Origin of the sequence: Rahnella inusitata (assembly GCF_018288855.1) — a bacterium.
Lineage (GTDB): Bacteria > Pseudomonadota > Gammaproteobacteria > Enterobacterales > Enterobacteriaceae > Rahnella > Rahnella inusitata.
Window position 1 is genome coordinate 4,503,536 of the sequence record NZ_CP065024.1, and the last position, 21,243, is coordinate 4,524,778.

The window sequence follows — 21,243 nt, forward strand, 5'->3', positions numbered from 1 at the left end:
CTCAGTAACCTTTGTGCTTGAGAACATTCAGGATAGCTCTGATGGCATCCTCTTTTATATCTTTGGCCTTTGGCCGTTTTCGCGTTACGGCATCCAAATATCGAGCCAGCGCCTCATGTACTACACGCTGGCTCAGGGTCGTACCCAGCACCGTCATTTCACTGAGTTCACGTTCAATCTGAAGAATATAGGTCGCTTGATTGCCCTCTCCCTGTAGGGTTATTTCTTCCAGCTTCCGTTCCAACTCCGGATCGTTAGGAGAGAGCAGACCAAAATATTCGGAAGTCAGTAGCTGTTCCGTTCTCAAACCTTGGAACCCTGGAAGATCGTCTTCTTCGGTGATGATGTGCGTTTCATCACGTTTTAAAACATGAACTTCACCGTCATACATCCCCCGCAAGCAAAGCGGGTCGTGGGTAGTAAAGATGAACTGAACATTAGGCATAGCACGCCGGAAGGCCCCCACCACTTGCATTTTCCATCGTGGATGTAAGTGCGTTTCGATTTCATCAATAATGACTATCCCTGACGCATATTCAAGATTATCCCAACGATCCAACATGTGACGCATTATATCGATAGCAACATAAAACAACGCCTTGTAACCATCACTCATGTTTTCCAGCGGTGTATTACGTTTGTGTGCTTGCACCATGATGTGGCTTTGCTCATTGCGAAAAATGATGTCATCCTGTTTTAGAGCAAGTATCTCTTTCATTGCCTTGGCAACCGACAGAAACACCTGTTCCTTACACTCCTGCAGCCACCCAGTTGGATTTGAAAGTAGAGCAACCGGATTGAATAACGTGTTACTTACAGTACTTTTGCTCTTGCCCCCACGTTTACGTGGCTTCACAAAGCGCCTGGCACCATAGGCCAGAAAAACAATGTCGTTAGCCCGCTCTCCCCGTGCGTTGAATTCCTCATCGATACTAAAAGTGCTCATTGAATCATCATTAAATTTTAACCTGATCATCGCTGGTTGAATAATATCTACAGTCCACTCGCCATTGTCTCGGGCAATAAAGTCGTCGTAACTAAGGTGTAATTTTTTCCGCTGAGCTTGGGTCATCATTGCCAAAGCAATAGACTGTAGGATTGAACTTTTACCTGTGGCATTTTCACCAAGAAGCATCGTACAGGGTGCTAGGGATTTCGATTCGCTGTGTTTCAGGTTTAGGGCGAAATGGTTGAGCCCTTTAAAGTTTTGAATCTCAATGGATTTTAAATGAAGAGCAGCTCGAGACTCATCATCTAATTTTTTTGCAAGATTTTTGTAATAAGTTTCCGGAATAACTAACCTTACAGGTTCTTTGTATATTTCAATACCAGTCGTTACAGGTGGGTCAAAGACAAAATGGTTTTGTTGCAGACTATCTTTAATGAAGGATTCAACTTTAATCGTAGAGTGGGTTCCTCGTTCTCCGACATATTCCTTTAACAACGCCGCCACAATGAAATTAGTAACCCCAAGGAGACATTTATCACTTGAATAATAATTTTTGAACTCTTCAACGGGGCTAGCCCCATCAAGGATAAGAGAGTGAACAATGCGGATCTGTTCCGTTCGGGTAAACACGAGCTCAGACCTATTCAGACCAAAAATCAGGAGAGTGTGGTTTCCTTTATCCGTTAAGGCCCTCAGCGTCCCGTCCCGATTGAGCGACAGGTGCCGGAGCGGATCATCACGGCATGGGTTAATTAGTAGTACCCTTTCCAGCGCGTTGGACTCTTCCCAAGTAGATAGTACGGGGGCACGAGAAGATTCTACAGGAAAGTAATTACGCCGCGCGCGGTTACACTCAGGGCATGACATAAAAAGATTGTCCCAGACATAAGCCAACCAACCGTAAGACTCCACACTCTTCTCATCATTTAGTCCTTTTGCATTGCTGAGAGGACGGAAATGAACAACTTCTTCATCCCTAGACGCGACGTGGGTTTCACACCAAGCACAACGACTATGGAAAGTTTTGTGTAATGCAGCCCGTACGCTCTCGGCATAGAAAATTTCGGTATTGATGGGAGGACGACTATAGCGACGCAATTCCGGTGACTGGAGGTAATGTTTTCTCAGTTTGCTTTCTTCCTGAGCAATGCGAACCGGTTTTAAGACGTCAGGGATGTCGGCATTGAGTCTTTTAATTTTTCTCATGAGAATCCTGTAAAGCAGGTATGCGCGAAACCATCAACGAACAGATTGAATATTAAGCGTAATATTACGCCTGTTTCACCATTATTCCAGTAGCTACCGCCATTATAACCAGGACTTGTAGGTTTGTAGAAAGGCAATGTAATAGCAGCAATTAGTAGTTATTGCTGAGACAACAGTTTTCATGTGCCCCTATGTCTGACAGTGCATTTCTATACAAAATAGGCCCTACGTCTCAAACTCACGAACTCTGCTTGCCGTCAAAACGAAAAAAAACTATGATTAAATCTGCTTAACGCAATCAGGGTATCTAAATGACAAAAGACGATGTTCAGAAAGACATTAACGGACTGATCGTTAATGCTTTTCAACGAGAATTCTGGCTTAACATTCAAGAAGAACTCCATACAGCCTATGTGGCTGCAAATGCACTTACAATGGGAAGCACAGCAAAACTCGGTGAGCCAGAGCAAAACCGCTTTCGCCCTCAGGCACGGCATTATGTTCTAAATGCCGCTTTTCGCCGGGCTGCAGAAAACTCCGGGATTGTTTGTTGTGATGTTGACACGACGCCTAAAGGTGAGAGTTACATCGTGGTTAACTCTGCAGGAGTGAAGATTAGCAGGATTGGTCTTAACTATGATGAGAAAGGCATTCGAGGTGCAAAGCATCGTTCATTACTGGCTGAGCTAAACGAAAGTTTTGAGGGTTATACCCCTGATTTATTTAGCGAGCGTAATGAACTTGAAGATAACGCTGGCACGCTAGGAATGTTGGTTTTAAATATCAACCCACCTCATAGCCATTCGCAAGATAGTATGCTGGATCTAAGGATTGTCGTTCCATTTACCAATATGAAAGGATATCACTTTAACCGTTCAGTAGGCGAGTTGCTTGAGCTTTATCATACTGAACAGGTTGCGGTTATACCGGATAAGGTTATTCCGCAATTGAAGAAACGCCTTAAAGAACAGGAAAACTAACGTGGTGAAATTATGAGAGTGGGAATTGCGGGTTTTCAACCGGAGAGATTGACCCAGCTTCGTGAAGCGAGGGGATTGTCTAAAATTAATTTAGGTCGTTTGGTTGAACGCTCCCCCTCTACGATTACGAAATGGGAGAATGGCAGCCATGCTCCTGATGCTGAAGTTATTGCCAGCTTGGGACAGGTGCTTAATTGCCCTATCAATTGGTTTACCAAACCTATTGTAGAAAAAGAGAATAATCCTGTTTTCTTCAGGACTATGGCAAACACAGCGAAAGATCTATGCAGTGCTTCTGAACGCTATATGGGATGGCTGCAGGAGGTATCTGCAACGTTACAAGAATATCTCGATTATCCTGAAATTGATGTTCCACATTTAGATGTTACAGATTACCGTGCAATTGATGATGAAATGATCGAAGTGATGGCTGCCAAATGTCGTACGCAATGGGGATTGGGAATAGCTCCTATTAACGATTTGCTTTTAATTATCGAAAATGCAGGAGTCGTGTGTTCTCGTTTTGAGCAGGGAAGTGCGATGATGGATGGGTATTCCCAATGGAATGAATCAGAGAACCGTCCTTACATTATTCTTGCCAGCGACAAAGATAATTATTACAGAAGTCGTTTTGATGCAGCACACGAGCTTGGGCACGTCGTATTACACAGATATGTTGAACGGCTTGATTCCGTTAATTTTAAACCAATTGAAGAGCAGGCTCATAAATTTGCGGCATGTTTGATGCTGCCAGAGGAGGCATTTTCGGTAGAGTTGCCACCTTTTCCAACCCTCGAGAATTTTATTTCACTGAAAACTCGTTGGGGAATGTCTGCCCAATCGATGATCCATCGAGCTAAATCACTGGAACTTATTTCTCCGCTAGAATACCAACGCCTTTATAAAAGCGTTTCCGCTCGAGGCTGGAGAAAAGGTGAGCCACTTGATGACCTTCGTAAACCTGAGTCAGTGAGATTACTGCCACGATGTGTTAATTTGTTATTTGAAACGAATACATTTTCTAGATTAACATTACTTGAATCATTAAGCATGTCTCGTGTTGACGTTGAGGATATTCTTTCTCTTCCTCGCGGATTTTTAACAGATAAACCATTACTTGATATTAATTCAAAAATTAAACTCAAGAATAGTCTGACACCAGTAGTAAAAGAAGATGAACGATCTAATGTTATTGATTTATTTAATCGAAAATCTTAGAGAACAGATTCAGCGTTAATATCTATTTAAAAGGCTGACGCTACGATCCCCAAGGTAGTGTCAGCTCGTATCCCTTCGAACTGATCTGATCCTACCCACGTAATGTGGGAAAAAGTGTCTGTGTACACGGGAAGTCTCAAATCATAGATGAGGTTAAATCCTATTTTTACAACAATAGTTAAATTTTTTGGCTAAATATGATCATTTATTACCTCATGAATGATCAGCATCTCTCTTAGCTACAATCTTTCCTGTCGTATTGTCCATTCGATATTGCGAGATAGTGCCATCAAGAATGTACTTTATCACCGACAGCACAGTCGCTAAAGGTGCATGGAACCATTCGCGAGGATGATAGGTCTTTCCATCCAGCCCTCGTAACGTGATATTGAGCCGTTGCTTCCCTAAAAAACCATGAATCAGCGCTTCAAGTTTGTGTGTGTTGATGTTGAAACATTGTGTAGTCATGACTATCCTAACTGGGGCTTCGAGGAAGGTTTTATCTTTTTCAGCATGCTTAATGCGTTCTTCAATAGTTCCTTCAGTAAAGCCAATTTTATACAAATCAGGTTTAAAACATTGAAGAGCTGGCTGGTTGCTATGAGTGGCAAGGACATAGACATATCCAGTCGGAACCGGCGTCTCATCTGGCCGCACATTTTGTCCGTTCAGAATAATTTTGCGGCCTTCGGTGTCTCGTACCAGACCATGCGTAAGTGAAAGGAAAAGCATATTCATCTCAGTCCCGTTTTCGAATACCAGATGCAAACGGGCATTCCAGGGACCATATTCCTCTAACCGCTCACCAACTTTGTCTATATACCCCATAACTCCATTGAGAATAAAAAAATCACCTTCATGAATTTTTAACTCATGGCGGAAGCGTACAAACGAAAATGCTCCCGTTTTCAGGCAATTCTGGACTGTCTCAAACAGTGGAGCGAAGCGATGGAAATCTGGGCAAGGTTGCCGTTTTGCAATTTCATCCGGTTGTGTTTTCTTTTCATTAGGAACATATTTTAAAGTGAAAATATCGGGTGAAGAAAATGAGAGCAACCCATCATCGTCATCTGCAAAGATATCTTCCAGTGAGGTGACCAGCTCAGATTTATCAGCCACGACTGGGGGAACTGGTAATGATTCTGATGGTTCAGGGATATTCCCTGTGTTTTCACCCTCAAGCAAGCCGTGGATATCAAACAGCTTCAACATCTCATGACATTGTTTGTTATCCCTGAGAGCTCTCAGACGTCGAGCAAGTAACGTTTCTTTAAACTCCTCCGAATCGGTTAGAGGAGGATGGCCGTGAACCACATAAAAGGCATTAATCTCTTCTAATCGACTGACAGATAGGTTACCGGTAGGCGAATATATTTTCAGTGGTTCAACCACCAGTAAACCCAAATCATCAGCTTCGGAAAAAATATCGTCAATGGTCGCCTTTTGACGAGGCTGAACAGGAGAAAGCCTGAGCATAAATTACGGTTCCTGTCGCACAATGCGCTGCTGTTTCATTTTTCGGATATAGGCCAATGCTTCAGCATAACGAACCTCTATCGCATCACTGGCATTCAGTGATGGCTCCCGCTGATGTTCACTGGCAAAGGCTTTAATTCTGGGCCAGAGCATCACCGCTTCTTCCTCAGATACCTGTGCCTGATTCGCTCTGACAGCTTCCTGAATGGTTTTTAGCATCGTCGCGGTGACTGATTTTGACAAAATCTCGTAAGCTCCATGGAAAGGATTCACTGCATCAATCAAGTCAATATTCAGATTTTCAATGTTGATGAATTTATCACCCATTTTTATAAACTGATGGTTAACATTTAACGAGTCATTCGAACTGCCGGTCCGCTGACCTGGACTGTTATCGATAATGGCATCCGGCGGTAAATCAGCTTCATCAATAATACCACCACATTGACCCACAAAAAGACTCTGCAAAATACCACTGCGCACTTGTTCCAGTTCGTATTCAGTCAGGTCAGGGTGAAGCGTTTGTATCACAGATGGTAGCACTACCTGAGTGATCACCTCAGGCGGTGTTGACTCGGTAATAGCCTCTTTAACCACCTGCTCATTCGCCATTAGCGCTGCAAGGATCTCGTTTTTTCCGCCGTTAAGGATTGTCAGCACCTTGTCTGATACCGGTAATGCATGATCATCAACCAGAACAGTATTGGCAGGTAACGGCTCACCAGTCCATTGAGATCGTGGCTTAAATTGAATATTTGGAGCCATGATTTGCTCCATCAGCAACGAGGTGGTGATGGCTTTAAGCATGTTGTTTACCGATACTTTAACGTCATCATCTTGAGCATCAGGCTGAGCAATGAGGTTTGTAAACTGTGCGTGAGTTTTGCCTTCACAATCTCGTGTCGCCCGCCCAATAATTTGCACAATCTCCGTCATCGAGCTGCGATAACCAATTGTCAGCACATGCTCACAGAAAGGCCAATCAAACCCTTCTTTCGCCATGCCCAATGCAATGATGATATCCATATCGTCAGCAGACTGAATGTTACGCAGGTACGCCTGTACTTTCGGTCTTTCCGCCGGGTTATCATCAACCAGATTCGCTACACGCAACAATTTGCCATCGCTTTTGCGTTTCACTCGATAGATACCGGTATCTGGCTCTTGCTGTTGCACCTCACCTAGCGCATCCAGGATGGCATCAACCTCGGCATGTTTATCTTTTGTTGATTCGCCGGAATTAACATTGGGAATATGGATAATGGTTTTTTTGCTGGCATCCAGTACCGAAGGTAGTGCTTTGATGTATGGACCCTGATAAAAATGGTAGCCAATACCTAAAGATTTTAAATACTGATATCCATTGAGCTGTTCGTAGTAGGTATAGGTCACTTTCGTGAACTGGGATTCATCTTCGGGTTGCAGGATGGGGACGGTATCCCCTCGAAAATAAGAGCCGGTCATCGCAACAATCTGCGCATCAGAACCTTGCATCAGTGCATCAATCAGATTACCTAAACGGTTGTTTTCATCCGCAGAGACATGATGGAACTCATCTATAGCCACCAGGCAATCGTTAAATGATTCAATGTTCAGCTTATCGAAAGCAAAGCGCAGGGTGGCGTGAGTACAAACCAGAATGTCGTCAGGGCTCGCCATAAATCGTTTAAAGGCTTCAACCTTACCCGCCTCACCGCCGCCAATGCACAGATTATTTTCAGGTTTCACTTTCCAGTCGGCAAAGAAACCGTACTTAGTAAGTTCAGTATCTTTAAACGAACCTCCGATGGACATTTCAGGGACCGCTACAATAGCTTTGCGTAACCCCTGATTGACGAGTTTATCCAGGGCAAGGAACATTAACGCTCTTGATTTGCCAGAAGCTGGCGGAGCTTTGATAAGCAGGTAAGGGTTGTTCCGCTGCTCAAAAGCTCGTGCCTGCATTTCCCGCATACCAAGATTATTAAGACGTGCACTTTGCCCGGTCTGTCCGTACGTAACCTGTAAAATATTTTCCACAATGCAATCCTCTGTATGCCCTGGCTGGCAGAGCGAAACCTTATGCTTTAGTCAGCGCTTCGTAGCGTTCTAACAGACAGCTCAAACGCTCAGTGGCGTCCCTGAATGGTTTGTCACGATAAAGACTATCAACGGCCTTATCCAACGCCTGATGGGCTTCCAAAAGGTCCTCAGGCATCTTCAGCGGATCATACAACTCAGCCAACGTGCTTTCTGGATAATTCTCTCGCGTGAGTAAAACAGTTTTTGCCAATGCAATAAGAGACTTACGTTGTTCATCAGTCACACTAGGCCAAGGGAAGGGGTTATAAACGACTGTTGCTGAGTAGCGGTAGCGACTTTCAAGACGCCCTGCTACCAGTCGCATCCAGTCGTTGTGCATTAGTGAGGTCAGGATGGCAAATTCGTATAAAGTGCCATTCGGGAGAATGTAATTTAGATTAGTTGAAATTACACTGGCATCATAAAAACCAATAGGAACATAGGTTCGTCGTTCTGATGAAACACTAGGTATCAGGATATAATCATCTGGGTTATTTAAGTCTCTGAATTGATGAGGACGTTCAGCCATTTTTTGAGCGCCTTTATCTGGGCTTTTTCGCCGTGTTTCTGCTACTTTTTGAACACGGTTAAACACGAGTGGCATTGACTGAAGCTCTGTATTGGTAATATTTGCTAACCATAAACACCAGCGCTCTTTACCATTGAGAAACTCATCCGCTCCCATAACCCTTTTAATCCATTGGGCGGCTCGAGGCTCCAGTTTTAGCAAAATATCACGTTCATGACGGTCCATTAGTAAATGGCCGCCATCGGTAGGTTTATTTCCAAACAATAGCTGAGGGATATTCTTTACCATCGGTTTTGTTTTCGCCACTATTGCTATATTGCTACCTTCAATCAGATAAGGACTAATATTGTTCACCTGCTTGCTGTGCCAATGTCCGTCTACCTGCTGGTAGAGTTGACGAGTTTTGCTTCGTCCTGATAGACCTACAATAACCACATGTACTGCCGCTTTATCACGAGCATTGTTTGCCCATGTAAAGGTAGGGTAAGCAATATGAATACTTAGACCCAACTCGAATACAGAAGGCCATAGTGTTGCTACCTGCTCTCCCTGACATAACGAATTTGTAGCTACCAGTGCCAGCTCAGCACGGCTATTCTGGATATATTGCGCTCCCTTCCAGAACCAACAGGCAACAAAATCCAAACCACCTAATGACTTAAAACCGCTAAATACCGCCTGCATATCAGCGCGCTGTTCATCAGAACGGCCCAAGGTTCCTAAGAAGGGCGGGTTACCAATCACATAAACTTCATCATCAGTGCCCTTAGGACATACAACCTGCCAGTCTACTTGCAGACTGTTACCACTCCAAATCTTACCGGATGAACGCAAAGGTAGCGCTGGTGGCGCTGTACCAATATGTTCTTCCCACTGTTTGTTTAACTGATGCTCTGCAAGCCAGAGAGACAGACGAGCTATCTCACAGGCAAAATCATCAATCTCAACACCATAGAACTGGTCGAGATGAATCCTGCTCATAAGGAACGATTGCGGATCACTCTGCAATAGGGCCCGGATAACATCCATTTCCAGTAGACGCAGTTCTTTATAGGCAACAATCAGGAAATTACCTGAACCACATGCTGGATCGAAAATCTTAATTTCGCCCAGACGAACCAGTAATCGTTTAAGACCATTGGTATTTGTGCGCTGCTTTTCCAACTCGCTACGCAATGGTTCAAGGAACAGAGGTTGTATAACCTTCATTATGTTGCTGTAGGAGGTGTAATGCTGGCCTAAACGACTACGTTGCTCAACATCAATCACAGCCTGGAACATACTGCCAAAAATATCAGGATTAATCGCACTCCAGTCCATTGCGCTACATTCAAGTAAGAGACGACGACCTTTCAGACCTAATTCGGGGACTGGTTCATCGCTGGCAAATAAACCACCATTAACATAGGGGAACGTAGTGAAATGAATAGGAAGTGACTGCCGTGATGGACTATCCAGTTTGCTATTCATCACAGTAAAGAGGTCCGTTAGGAACTGATCTAAATCGCTGCCATCCTCAGCTGTGTAACTCTTAACTGCCGAAGTAAACTGACCTTTTTCAAAGATGCCAGTATCCTCTGCAAAAAAACAAAACAACAAGCGAGTAAGAAAAACATTAAGTGCATGAATATCTTCTGCTTTACTTAAATCATTACGCGCCTTGATAAGGTCAAAAAGCTTTCCCATCTTCTCAGCGGCTTTCACATCAGCCGGGTTCTCGCTGTTGAGAATAGCCTTCTCCAATCCGACCAGCGGCAAGAAAAAACCGTAGTTGCGTGGCAGTTCTTCAAAATCAATATTGAGACGCTCCTGCGTCAGCGTGTCCCAGGCTAAAAAGCGAACAAAATTTGTCATCAGAACGAAGCGGATCTTATTTCTGGCAATAGCCGTATCGACAATACGCTGCTCAAAAACAGATTCAATATCATCAGTATCCGCCACCGGCTGATAATAGAGCTTATTTTTTAACCCAACATGTCCTGGCTCTTTTGCAACATTACGCGCCCCTCCTTGCCGAATCTGACTCAGGGTCGCTTTAGGGAACTCAAAGGCGGTTAAAAAGCCGTAGATAAATTCGTTTTGCTCAGGAGTTGCTACAAGTTGTTCGAGATGTTCAAAAATCTTCGCCTGATTAACAGCCATTGTTATTCCTTAAAAACACACATGACCCGCAGTGGGTAATCCCATAATTCTATCCGAAGAAGACTTTATCAAATAGTTCCAATGCCTTACTTCAATTACGTCAAAAAATAAAAACTTTAGCCGCCTGCCACCTCTAGGTGACAGGCTTTAATCAAACCACTAATTCCTCGCTAATTTGTAATCCGACAGCGCAAATTTTCGTTTAAGACAGCCAGCTAATGCCCCGGAAATTCGATTTTTCCAAAATCAAACGGACTAACCCCCTTCTCCCGGTTCGCATCGAGAAAATCAGCCCACCACTGAAGCATTAACCTCCGCTCATCTAAGTGCTCCGCCTTATGAATGTAAGACGCTCGCACCGAGTTTCGCTCTTGATGGCTCATCTGCCGTTCTACTGCATCCTTAGACCATATCCCTGACTCAATCAATGAACTACATGCCATGGTTCTGAAACCATGACCACAGACTTCAACTTTCGTGTCATAGCCCATCACCCTGAGCGCATTGTTCACCGTGTTCTCACTCATCGGTTTACGCGGATCATGATCGCCAACGAAAATTAAATCGCGATTACCATTTAGGCGTTTTATTTTCTCAAGGACTGCAAGGGCCTGACGAGATAACGGTACCAGGTGCGGCATTCGCATCTTAGATCCACGGTGAGAGTGCTTAACGCCTTCCAATGGTTCGCGATCTGCCGGTATCGTCCACATTGCTGTCTCGAAGTCGATCTCTGACCAACGTGCGAAGCGCAGTTCACTTGAACGGATAAATACCAGCAGCGTCATCTCTATAGCTAACCGCGTGAGCGGTCTGCCGGTGTAGGTATCGATACGATGAAGCAGTTCAGGAGTGCGGCTAAGTTCTAAGGCGGGGCGATGTTGCCGTTTTGCTGTAGCGACGGCTCCAGCCATTTCCTGCGCGGGGTTGTAGTCGGTCAAACCACTTTGTACTGCATAGCGCATGATTGCGGTGGTACGCTGCTGAAGACGTGAAGCAACTTCAAGACGACCTGACTTCTCTACCGCTTTGATAGGTGCCAGTAAATCGCGAGTTTTAAGTTCGGTGATATTGTGTTTGCCAATGGCCGGGAAAAGAAAGTCTTCCAGGGTTTTCAAAACTCGGGAGCTATGATCTTTTGACCACTTCTTATTAGTCGCATGCCATTCTCTGGCAACCACTTCAAAGGTGAAGACTTCTTTAGCCAACTCTTCTTTTACTGCTCGCTTTTGTTCACGAGGATCGATGCCTGCCGCAACCAGTTTTCTGGCAGCTTCTCGTTTATGTCTGGCATCAGCCAGAGATGTCTCTGGGTAAACACCAAAAGCCATCAGATGTTGTTTACCACCAAAACGGAAACGAAAGCGCCAGTATTTGGAGCCGTTAGGGTGTATCAACAAAAACATGCCATCGCCGTCTACTAGCGAGTATTCCTTTGCTTCAGGTTTTGACGAACGCACCTTGGTATCAGTCAGGGCCATGATGGTATTCCTTCCATATGCTGCCGTGAGTATATAAGCATTATCGAACCAGCATATATACTCGGTTCTATACTCACAAGCATGTTGATGTGGGGTAACTCAGATTGACGTCGGTTGACTGAAAAGCGGGGCAAAGCCTTGCGGGGACTGGATTTTAGGCATAAAAAAAGACCTCAGTTGAGGTCTATTTACATACTAATGGTGCCGAAGGCCGGAATCGAACCGGCACGCCTTGCGGCGGTTGATTTTGAGTCAACTGCGTCTACCGATTTCGCCACTTCGGCACAGAAAGTAGTATGCGGAAAACGTGGGCATTATACCCAGCCCAGCAGGTCACGCAATACTTATCCCGCCTTGTTCGGTTTAAGTGTTGAAAAAACAGGCGCTGGGCGCGTTGCGAGAGGGTTTTGCTGACAAATATCTTAGGATTGAGCGCTTTTTTCCCATGCCGTTTTTCAAACTTGGCATTAGTATACAAATCACAAATTCTTAATGGCCTGTTGATGGATATCCGCTTGTTGAAAAAAATCTCTCTTTCGCTCCTCGCGCTGGCCTTTGCCAGTACGCCTTTATGGAGCTATGCGCAGCAGAATGCGCGTTTGGCGTCGCAGGTCGTGGATGACTATGCAGAACACATTTTTTACGGCAGCGGCGCTATGGGAATGGCGCTGGTGGTGGTGGATAACAACCAGCAAGTTTTCCGCAGTTTTGGCGAAACCCGCCCCGGTTCCGATGTGCGCCCGCGTGAAGACTCCGTGGTGCGCATCGCCTCGCTGACCAAGCTCATCACCAGTGAAGTGCTGGTCAAAATGGCGCAGCAGGGCAAAGTCAGTATTAATGACCCGCTGCGTAAATACGCGCCAGCCGGCGCCCGCGTGCCAGGTTACAGCGGCACCAATCCGATCACGTTGTTGAATCTGGCGACGCACACCAGCGGCCTGCCGCGTGAGCAGCCGGGCGGCGTGGCACATCGTAATGTCTTTACCTGGCCGACCAAAAGCGATCGCTGGAACTGGCTTAGCGTTGCTAAACTGACCGTCCCACCGGGTGCCCGCGCGTCTTACTCGAATCTGGCGTTTGACCTGCTTTCCGATGCGTTATCGAAAGCGGCCAATAAACCCTATCCGCAGCTGCTACGCGAACAGATTACCCAGCCGCTAGGGATGACTGATACCACACTGACGCCTAACGCCAGCCAGTGTTCACGGCTGATGGTCGGGCTGCGTCCAAGCCCTTGCATCAACACTATTGCCGCAGCGGGCAGCGGCGGGCTGTATTCCACGCCAGCCGACATGGGCCGCTGGATGCGTCAGTTCCTCGGGCAGCGCACGACTACCGCCGAAATGGCGCAGAAGATGTACTACAAACGTTCTGATTTAGTGTCGCTGAAAGGCATGGACGTACCGGGCATGGCGGACTCACTGGGCATGGGATGGGTAACGATGGCGCCCACCCCGTTGCTGCCGCGCATCATCCAGAAAACCGGTGGCGGCGGTGGCTTTATTACCTACGTCGCGATGGTACCGCAGCGCGGTATCGGCGTGTTTGTGGTGGTCACCCGCAGCGAGCTGACCAAGTTCAAAAACATGAGCGATGGCGTTAACGATCTGGTCGCCGAGCTGGTGCGAAATAACGAACTCTGACAGTTCAGATGCCAACAGACAGACGTAAAAAAAGCAGGCTCAGCCTGCTTTTTTTGTCTCTGACGCGGCGGTTTACTTTTTCTTCAACAGCAAATACATGCTGATGACGAAGAATAATCCGCTTGGCAACAGCGCGCCTAATATCGGCGGAATGCTGTAAACCAGGCTCAGCGGACCGAAAATCTGGTCAAGTACGTAGAACAGGAAACCGAAGCAAATCCCTGTTACCACGCGTACACCCATCGGTACGCTGCGCAGCGGGCCGAAGATGAACGACAGCGCCATCAGCATCATCACCGCAACAGACAGTGGAGAGAAGATTTTGCTCCACATGTTGAGCTGATAACGTTTGGACTCCTGCCCGCTCTGCTTCAGGTATTTCACGTAGTTGTAGAGGCCGCTTATCGACAGCGCATCCGGGTCGAGCGCCACGACGCCCAGCTTGTCCGGAGTCAGGTTAGTCTTCCACACGCCGGTCAGCGTCTGGGAACCGGTGATTTGCAGCTTGTCGGTCAGGTCGGATTCATCCACCTGCGACAATTTCCACTCGCCGTTATCGAAGGTCGCGGACGAGGCATAACGCACAGACTGAAGTTTATTCTCGTTATCAAAATGGTAGATGTTCACGCCAGTCAGCTCTTTCTCGCCCGCCACGCGTTCGATATAGATAAAGTCATGACCGTCTTTCGCCCACAATCCGTTCTGAGTAGAAAGCAGTGAGCCGCCGTACATCTGCTGCGCACGGTAATTACGCGCCATCTGTTCGCCCTGCGGTGCTACCCACTCACCAATTGCCATGGTCAGCAGCACCAGCGGGATCGCGGTTTTCATCACCGATGCAGCAATCTGCATACGGGTGAAACCAGAAGCCTGCATCACCACCAGCTCACTGCGCGTTGCCAGCGTACCCAGACCCAGCAATGCGCCCAGCAGTGCCGCCATCGGGAAGAAGATTTCGATATCTTTTGGCACGCTGAGTAAGGTGTAAAGCCCTGCGCCCGCCGCTGAATATCCGCCCTGCCCGACTTTACGCAACTGGTCGACAAACTTGATGATGCCAGAGAGTGACACCAGCATGAAAAGCGTCATCATGATGGTGTTGAAGATAGTGCGACCGATGTACCGGTCTAATACGCCAAACATCAGGCTGCTCCTCTCAAGCGTGCGCGGAACTTACGAACCGGCAATGTATCCCATGCATTCAGAATCAATGCCAGCCCGAAGTAGACCAGGTTCGTTCCCCACATCCAAATCATCGGATCCAGCTTGCCTTTGGCGCCGTTAGAGCGCAGCGAGGTTTGCAGCAGGAAGAAAATCAGATAAAGCAGAATCGCCGGTAACATACTCAGTACGCGACCCTGACGCGGGTTTACCACACTCAGCGGAACCACTAACAGCGCCATGATGAAGACTGACACGATCAGCGTTAAGCGCCAGTTCAGCTCTGCACGCGCTTCCGGTTCATCGGAGTGCCACAGTTGCGTCATGGTCATCTGATCGGACTCATTCGGGTCGAGCTGCACGGTCTGATGGCCGATCACGGCGAGATAGTCGGTGAAATCGGTAATACGGAAGTCTCGGAGCAGCGCGGTTCCTTCGTAGCGGGTTCCCTGATCCAGGGTGACAACCTGAGAACCGTCCGGGCGCTGCAGCATGTGGCCTTTATCAGCCACCACGACGGAAGGACGCTGGTTACCACTCGGACGAAGCTGCGCCAGGAAAACGTTATGGAATTCTTTGCCCTTCACGTTGCCGACGAACAGCACGGCATTGCCGTTCTGCGCCTGCTGGAACTGGCCTTCAACCATCGCCGCCATGCTCGGGTTGGCTTTAGCTTCCGCCAGAACCGCATCCTGATGCTTGGATGACCAGGGGCTGAGCCAGATAGCGTTGATGCCGGCGAAAACTGAGGTAAATAACGCCAAAACCAGTGCAGCGATGACCAGTGACCGTTTTCCGAGACCACAGGCGTGCATGACTGTGATTTCACTGTCGGTATACAGTTTCCCGAGCGTCATCAGTAAGCCGAGGAAAAGGCTGAGAGGAAGAATAAGCTGCGCCATTTCCGGAATACCTAAACCCAGAAGTGACAGAACTAAATTTGTTGGGATATCGCCATCGACTGCCGCTCCAAGCACTCTGACCAGCTTCTGACAAAAGAAGATGAGAAGCAGAATGAAGAGAATGGCAAATTGGCTCTTGAAGGTTTCCCTAACCAGATATCTAATGATGATCACGCTTAATACGCCTGTGAAAACTTGTCTTTTTGAAGGAAAATCGCTAGTTTCATCGCTAATCCGTCATTTATTCTCATCATATGGCAACCTTCACAGCTAAAATAGTATTACAACACCGAGAATTGGGGTGTCCTATAGGAACATGCTTATAGCCGCCAAAATAAAAACTAACGCCGTTTAAGGTTAACACAGGTCGTTAACACAATGACGGGAGAGTGTCTCCGGCGACCCATTCTAGCCGTACCTCCCGCCCTTGTCTTTAAGATTCAGGAGAGTGCATGGAGTTCAGCGTAAAAAGCGGTAGCCCGGAAAAACAACGCAGTGCCTGTATTGTAGTCGGCGTTTTCGAACCTCGCCGTCTGTCACCGATTGCCGAACAACTCGATAAAATCAGTGATGGCTACATCAGCGCCCTGCTTCGCCGTGGCGAACTTGAAGGCAAAGTGGGCCAGACCCTGTTGCTGCATCATGTACCGAATATTCTTTCAGAACGCATTTTGCTGATTGGCTGTGGCAAAGAACGCGAACTGGATGAGCGCCAGTACAAACAAGTTATCCAGAAAACGATCAACACCCTCAACGACACCGGTTCTATGGAGGCCGTTTGCTTCCTCACAGAGCTGCATGTAAAAGGGCGTAATACTTATTGGAAAGTGCGTCAGGCGGTCGAAACCTCCAAAGAATCGCTTTATACCTTCGACCAGCTGAAAAGCAACAAAGTCGAACCGCGACGTCCGCTGCGTAAAATGGTCTTCAACGTGCCCACGCGCCGTGAACTGACCAGCGGTGAGCGCGCCATCCAGCACGGTCTGGCGGTGTCTGCCGGTATCAAAGCGGCGAAAGACCTCGGCAACATGCCACCTAACATCTGTAATGCCGCTTATCTGGCATCGCAGGCGCGTCAGCTTGCCGATGCGTTCAGCACCAACATTACCACGCGCGTCATCGGCGAACAGCAGATGAAAGAGCTGGGGATGAATGCCTATCTGGCCGTTGGTCAGGGTTCGAAAAACGAATCGCTGATGTCGGTGATGGAATATAAGGGCAATCCGAATCCGGACGCTAAGCCTATCGTGCTCGTCGGTAAAGGCCTGACCTTCGATTCCGGCGGTATTTCCATCAAGCCTGCGGCTGACATGGATGAAATGAAGTACGACATGTGCGGCGCAGCAGCGGTCTATGGCGCAATGCGCGTGGTTGCCGAACTGAATCTGCCACTCAACGTCGTGGGCGTGCTGGCAGGCTGTGAAAACATGCCTGGCGGTCAGGCGTTCCGTCCGGGCGATGTGCTGACGTCAATGTCCGGCCAGACCGTCGAGGTGCTCAATACTGATGCCGAAGGCCGTCTCGTACTGTGCGATGCGCTGACTTACGTTGAACGTTTCGATCCTGAGCTGGTGATTGACGTCGCCACGCTGACCGGTGCCTGTGTGATCGCCCTTGGCCATCACATCACCGGCTTGCTGTCGAACCACAATCCGCTGGCGCATGAGCTTATCGGCGCATCTGAACAGGCGGGTGACCGCGCATGGCGTCTGCCGCTGGCTGATGAGTATCAGGAACAGCTGGATTCCAACTTTGCGGATATGGCGAACATCGGTGGCCGTGCGGGTGGTGCTATCACCGCCGGTTGCTTCCTGTCGCGCTTCACCCGTAAATACAGCTGGGCGCATCTGGACATCGCCGGTACGGCGTGGCGTTCAGGGAAAAATAAAGGCGCAACCGGTCGTCCTGTCGCGCTGCTGGCACAGTTCCTGCTGAACCGTGCCGGTCTTGACGGTGATGAATGATCTGATTCACCCGTCAAATAAGGTATAATTTTGACAATCAGGGTTTGGTTCGCCAAACCCTTCACAGGCGGGCGCACCCAGTTGCGCCCCTGTTTTTTCTCAGCAGCACAGTGAACTCATCATGAAACAGGCAACCTTCTTTCTTCTCGATGCGCCGGATGCCAGTGGCGAGCTCAGCTCGCACGAAGCGCTGGCCTGTCAGGTCGCCGCTGAACGTTACCGGATGGGCAAACGTGTCCTGCTGGCTTGTGAAAGTCAGGCACAGGCCGAGCGTCTGGATGAAGCACTCTGGAAGCGCGATCCGACCCACTTCGTGCCGCACAATCTGGCGGGGGAAGGCCCGCGTTTTGGCGCACCGGTGGAGCTCTGCTGGCCGGGCAAGCGTGGCAATGCGCCGCGCGACCTGCTGATCAGCCTTTTACCTGAGTTTGCAGATTTTGCTACTGCTTTCCATGAAGTGGTAGACTTCGTTCCTTACGAAGATTCCCTTAAACAACTTGCGCGCGAACGCTACAAAGCCTATCGCAGCGTGGGTTTCTCTTTGACGACGGCCACGCCGCCCTCAGTCACCACATCGACCGACGAAAATACGAAGCGAAATGGATAAGACATATAACCCGCAAGACATCGAGCAGCCGCTTTACGAGCACTGGGAACAACAGGGCTATTTCAAGCCACATGGTGATACCAGTAAAGAAAGCTTTGCCATCATGATCCCGCCGCCGAACGTAACCGGCAGCTTGCACATGGGTCATGCTTTCCAGCAAACCATCATGGACGCCATGATCCGCTATCAGCGCATGCAGGGTAAAAACACCCTGTGGCAGGCGGGGACTGACCATGCGGGTATCGCAACGCAAATGGTGGTTGAGCGTAAGATCGCTGCTGAGGAAGGCAAAACCCGCCACGACTATGGCCGTGAAGCATTCATCGACAAAATCTGGGACTGGAAAGCAGAATCGGGCGGCACCATCACCCGCCAGATGCGCCGTCTCGGCGACTCCGTGGACTGGGAGCGCGAGCGCTTCACCATGGACGAAGGCTTGTCCAACGCCGTACGCGAAGTATTTGTCCGTCTGTACAAAGAAGACCTGATTTACCGTGGCAAACGTCTGGTGAACTGGGATCCGAAACTGCGCACCGCGATTTCTGACCTCGAAGTCGAAAACCGCGAGTCCAAAGGATCCATGTGGCATCTGCGTTATCCGCTGGCTGACGGCGCGAAAACGGCTGAAGGTAAAGATTATCTGGTGGTCGCCACCACCCGTCCGGAAACCGTACTCGGTGATACCGGCGTGGCAGTGAACCCGGAAGATCCGCGTTACAAAGACCTGATCGGCAAAGAGATCATTCTGCCGCTGGTTGGTCGTCGCGTTCCAATTCTGGGTGATGAACACGCCGACATGGAAAAAGGCACCGGCTGTGTGAAGATCACCCCGGCGCACGACTTTAACGACTATGAAGTCGGTAAACGTCACGGCCTGCCGATGATCAATATCCTGACGTTCGACGGCGATATCCGTCAGACCGCTGAGGTGTTCGACACCAACGGTGAAGAAAGCGACGCGTGCAGCAACGACATTCCAGAGCAGTTCCGTGGCCTTGAGCGCTTTGCAGCGCGTAAAGCCGTGGTGGCGGCGTTTGAAGAAGCCGGCCTGCTCGAAGAGATCAAACCTCACGATTTGACCGTGCCTTATGGCGACCGTGGCGGCGTGGTGATCGAGCCAATGCTGACCGACCAGTGGTACGTGCGTACGGCGCCGCTGGCGAAAGTTGCGGTGGAAGCCGTAGAAACGGGCGAAATTCAGTTCGTACCAAAACAGTACGAGAACATGTACTTCAGTTGGATGCGTGACATTCAGGACTGGTGTATTTCCCGTCAGCTGTGGTGGGGACACCGTATTCCGGCGTGGTATGACGCCGAAGGCAACGTGTTCGTTGGCCGTGATGAAGCGGAAGTACGCAGCGAAAACAATCTGGGCGCAGACGTGGTGCTGACACAAGATGAAGACGTGCTCGATACCTGGTTCTCTTCCGGTCTGTGGACGTTCTCCACACTGGGCTGGCCAGAACAGACGCCTGATATCAAAGCCTTCCACCCTTCAAGCGTAGTGGTCAGCGGCTTCGACATCATCTTCTTCTGGATCGCGCGCATGATCATGATGACCATGCACTTCGTGAAAGACGAAAACGGTAAACCGCAGGTGCCGTTTAACACCGTTTACATGACCGGGCTTATCCGCGATGACGAAGGGCAGAAAATGTCCAAGTCGAAAGGTAACGTCATCGATCCGCTGGATATGATCGACGGTATCTCGCTGGAAGACCTGCTGGAAAAACGTACCGGCAACATGATGCAGCCGCAGCTGGCCGAGAAAATCCGCAAGCGCACCGAGAAGCAGTTCCCGAACGGCATCGAACCGCACGGCACTGACGCCCTGCGCTTCACGCTGGCGGCGCTGGCTTCTACAGGCCGTGACATCAACTGGGACATGAAGCGCCTTGAGGGTTACCGCAACTTCTGTAACAAACTCTGGAACGCCAGCCGCTTTGTGCTGATGAACACAGAAGATCAGGATTGTGGTCTGAACGGCGGCGAACTCGAGCTGTCACTGGCTGACCGCTGGATCCTCGCGGAATATAACCGTACGGTGAAAGCCTACCGCGACGCGATGGATACTTACCGCTTCGATCTGGCCGCCAGCATTCTGTATGAATTCACCTGGAACCAGTTCTGCGACTGGTATCTGGAACTCACCAAACCGGTCATGAACGGCGGCAGCGAAGCACAACTGCGCGGCACCCGTCACACGCTGGTGGAAGTGCTGGAAGGTCTGCTGCGTCTTGCGCACCCGATCATTCCGTTCATCACAGAAACCATCTGGCAGCGCGTGAAATCACTGAAAGGCATCACGGCTGAGACCATCATGCTGCAACCTTTCCCTGAGTTTGACGCGGCGAAAGCAGACGAACTGGCGCTGGCCGATCTCGAGTGGATCAAGCAGGCGATCATCGCTATCCGTAACGTGCGTGCCGAGATGAACCTGTCTCCGGCCAAGCCGCTGGAACTGCTGCTGCGCGGTGCAAGTGCTGATGCACAGCGTCGTGTGGAACAGAACCTGAGCTTCATTCAGTCTCTGGCGCGTCTGGAATCCATCACCATTCTGTCTGCTGGCGACAAAGGCCCAGTGTCCGTCACCAAACTGGTGGAAGGCGCTGAGCTGCTGATCCCAATGGCCGGTCTGATTGATAAAGACGCCGAACTGGCGCGGCTGGACAAAGAGATGGCGAAACTAGACGGTGAGATTGCCTCTATCGAAGGCAAACTGTCTAACGAAGGTTTTGTGGCGCGTGCGCCAGAAGCCGTTGTCGCGAAAGAACGTGACCGTCTGGCAGCCTGTGGCGAAGCCAAAATCAAAATTGCAGAACAGAAAGCGACTATCGCTGCGCTGTAATGTTGATGAATGCCTGAAATGACGAAGGCCGCGCAAGCGGCCTTTTTTATTGTGCTGCTACCTCGATATTCAATGC

13 protein-coding genes and 1 tRNA gene are annotated in these 21,243 nt (G+C 48.9%); 6 read left to right on the top strand and 8 right to left on the bottom strand.

The window, feature by feature from the left end; translation table 11 throughout:
• Window position 1: 1 nt before the first annotated feature.
• On the bottom strand, window positions 2-2,155 hold the full coding sequence (locus I2123_RS21010) for an AAA family ATPase (RefSeq protein WP_213051447.1): 2,154 nt from the start codon (window positions 2,153-2,155) through the stop codon (window positions 2-4).
• Between the two features lie 311 nt (window positions 2,156-2,466).
• Between I2123_RS21010 and I2123_RS21015 the strand changes: the two genes are divergently transcribed.
• Together I2123_RS21015 and I2123_RS21020 are read left to right on the top strand one after the other, a co-directional pair.
• Window positions 2,467-3,135 (top strand): hypothetical protein, encoded by a 669-nt coding sequence (locus I2123_RS21015; protein ID WP_187485806.1) that lies wholly within the window; start codon window positions 2,467-2,469, stop codon window positions 3,133-3,135.
• A 12-nt stretch (window positions 3,136-3,147) separates the two neighbouring features.
• Window positions 3,148-4,353 carry a helix-turn-helix domain-containing protein gene (locus I2123_RS21020; protein ID WP_213051448.1) on the top strand — a complete coding sequence of 402 codons (1,206 nt, stop codon included), beginning with the start codon at window positions 3,148-3,150 and terminating at the stop codon, window positions 4,351-4,353.
• A gap of 213 nt (window positions 4,354-4,566) precedes the next feature.
• On the opposite strand, the gene I2123_RS21025 is transcribed toward I2123_RS21020, so the two are convergent.
• From I2123_RS21025 to I2123_RS21045, 5 genes are all read right to left on the bottom strand, one after another.
• On the bottom strand, window positions 4,567-5,829 hold the full coding sequence (locus I2123_RS21025; RefSeq protein WP_213051449.1) for a GIY-YIG nuclease family protein: 1,263 nt from the start codon (window positions 5,827-5,829) through the stop codon (window positions 4,567-4,569).
• 3 nt (window positions 5,830-5,832) lie between these two features.
• On the bottom strand, window positions 5,833-7,848 hold the full coding sequence (locus tag I2123_RS21030) for a DEAD/DEAH box helicase (RefSeq protein WP_244879864.1): 2,016 nt from the start codon (window positions 7,846-7,848) through the stop codon (window positions 5,833-5,835).
• A gap of 40 nt (window positions 7,849-7,888) precedes the next feature.
• The gene (locus I2123_RS21035; protein ID WP_213051450.1) at window positions 7,889-10,561 is read right to left on the bottom strand and encodes a DNA methyltransferase; all 2,673 of its coding nucleotides are present in this window, start codon (window positions 10,559-10,561) and stop codon (window positions 7,889-7,891) included.
• Between the two features lie 215 nt (window positions 10,562-10,776).
• On the bottom strand, window positions 10,777-12,042 hold the full coding sequence (locus I2123_RS21040; protein WP_213051451.1) for a tyrosine-type recombinase/integrase: 1,266 nt from the start codon (window positions 12,040-12,042) through the stop codon (window positions 10,777-10,779).
• Window positions 12,043-12,241: 199 nt separating this feature from the next.
• Window positions 12,242-12,326, bottom strand: a tRNA-Leu gene (locus tag I2123_RS21045).
• A 219-nt stretch (window positions 12,327-12,545) separates the two neighbouring features.
• Between I2123_RS21045 and ampH the strand changes: the two genes are divergently transcribed.
• Complete coding sequence (ampH, locus tag I2123_RS21050) at window positions 12,546-13,685, top strand: D-alanyl-D-alanine-carboxypeptidase/endopeptidase AmpH (RefSeq protein WP_213051452.1); 1,140 nt, start codon at window positions 12,546-12,548, stop codon at window positions 13,683-13,685.
• A gap of 72 nt (window positions 13,686-13,757) precedes the next feature.
• Here the strand turns inward: ampH and lptG are convergent, their stop codons facing one another.
• Together lptG and lptF are read right to left on the bottom strand one after the other, a co-directional pair.
• A complete protein-coding gene (gene lptG / locus I2123_RS21055) occupies window positions 13,758-14,828 on the bottom strand; it encodes an LPS export ABC transporter permease LptG (protein WP_112169333.1) in 1,071 nt (356 codons plus the stop codon).
• On the bottom strand, window positions 14,828-15,922 hold the full coding sequence (gene lptF, locus I2123_RS21060) for an LPS export ABC transporter permease LptF (protein WP_112169331.1): 1,095 nt from the start codon (window positions 15,920-15,922) through the stop codon (window positions 14,828-14,830). The genes lptG and lptF overlap by 1 nt, the downstream gene beginning before the upstream one ends.
• Before the next feature lie 278 nt (window positions 15,923-16,200).
• Between lptF and pepA the strand changes: the two genes are divergently transcribed.
• The 3 genes from pepA to I2123_RS21075 all read left to right on the top strand — a co-directional run bounded on the left by pepA (window position 16,201) and on the right by I2123_RS21075 (window position 21,167).
• A complete protein-coding gene (gene pepA / locus I2123_RS21065; protein WP_112169327.1) occupies window positions 16,201-17,712 on the top strand; it encodes a leucyl aminopeptidase in 1,512 nt (503 codons plus the stop codon).
• Window positions 17,713-17,833: 121 nt separating this feature from the next.
• Entirely contained in the window at window positions 17,834-18,319 is a 486-nt protein-coding gene (locus tag I2123_RS21070) for a DNA polymerase III subunit chi (protein ID WP_112169325.1), read from the top strand.
• Window positions 18,312-21,167: a valine--tRNA ligase gene (locus tag I2123_RS21075; protein WP_213051453.1), complete on the top strand. Its 2,856-nt coding sequence runs from the start codon at window positions 18,312-18,314 to the stop codon at window positions 21,165-21,167. Before I2123_RS21070 ends, I2123_RS21075 begins: the two co-directional genes overlap by 8 nt.
• The last annotated feature ends 76 nt before the right edge of the window (window positions 21,168-21,243 follow it).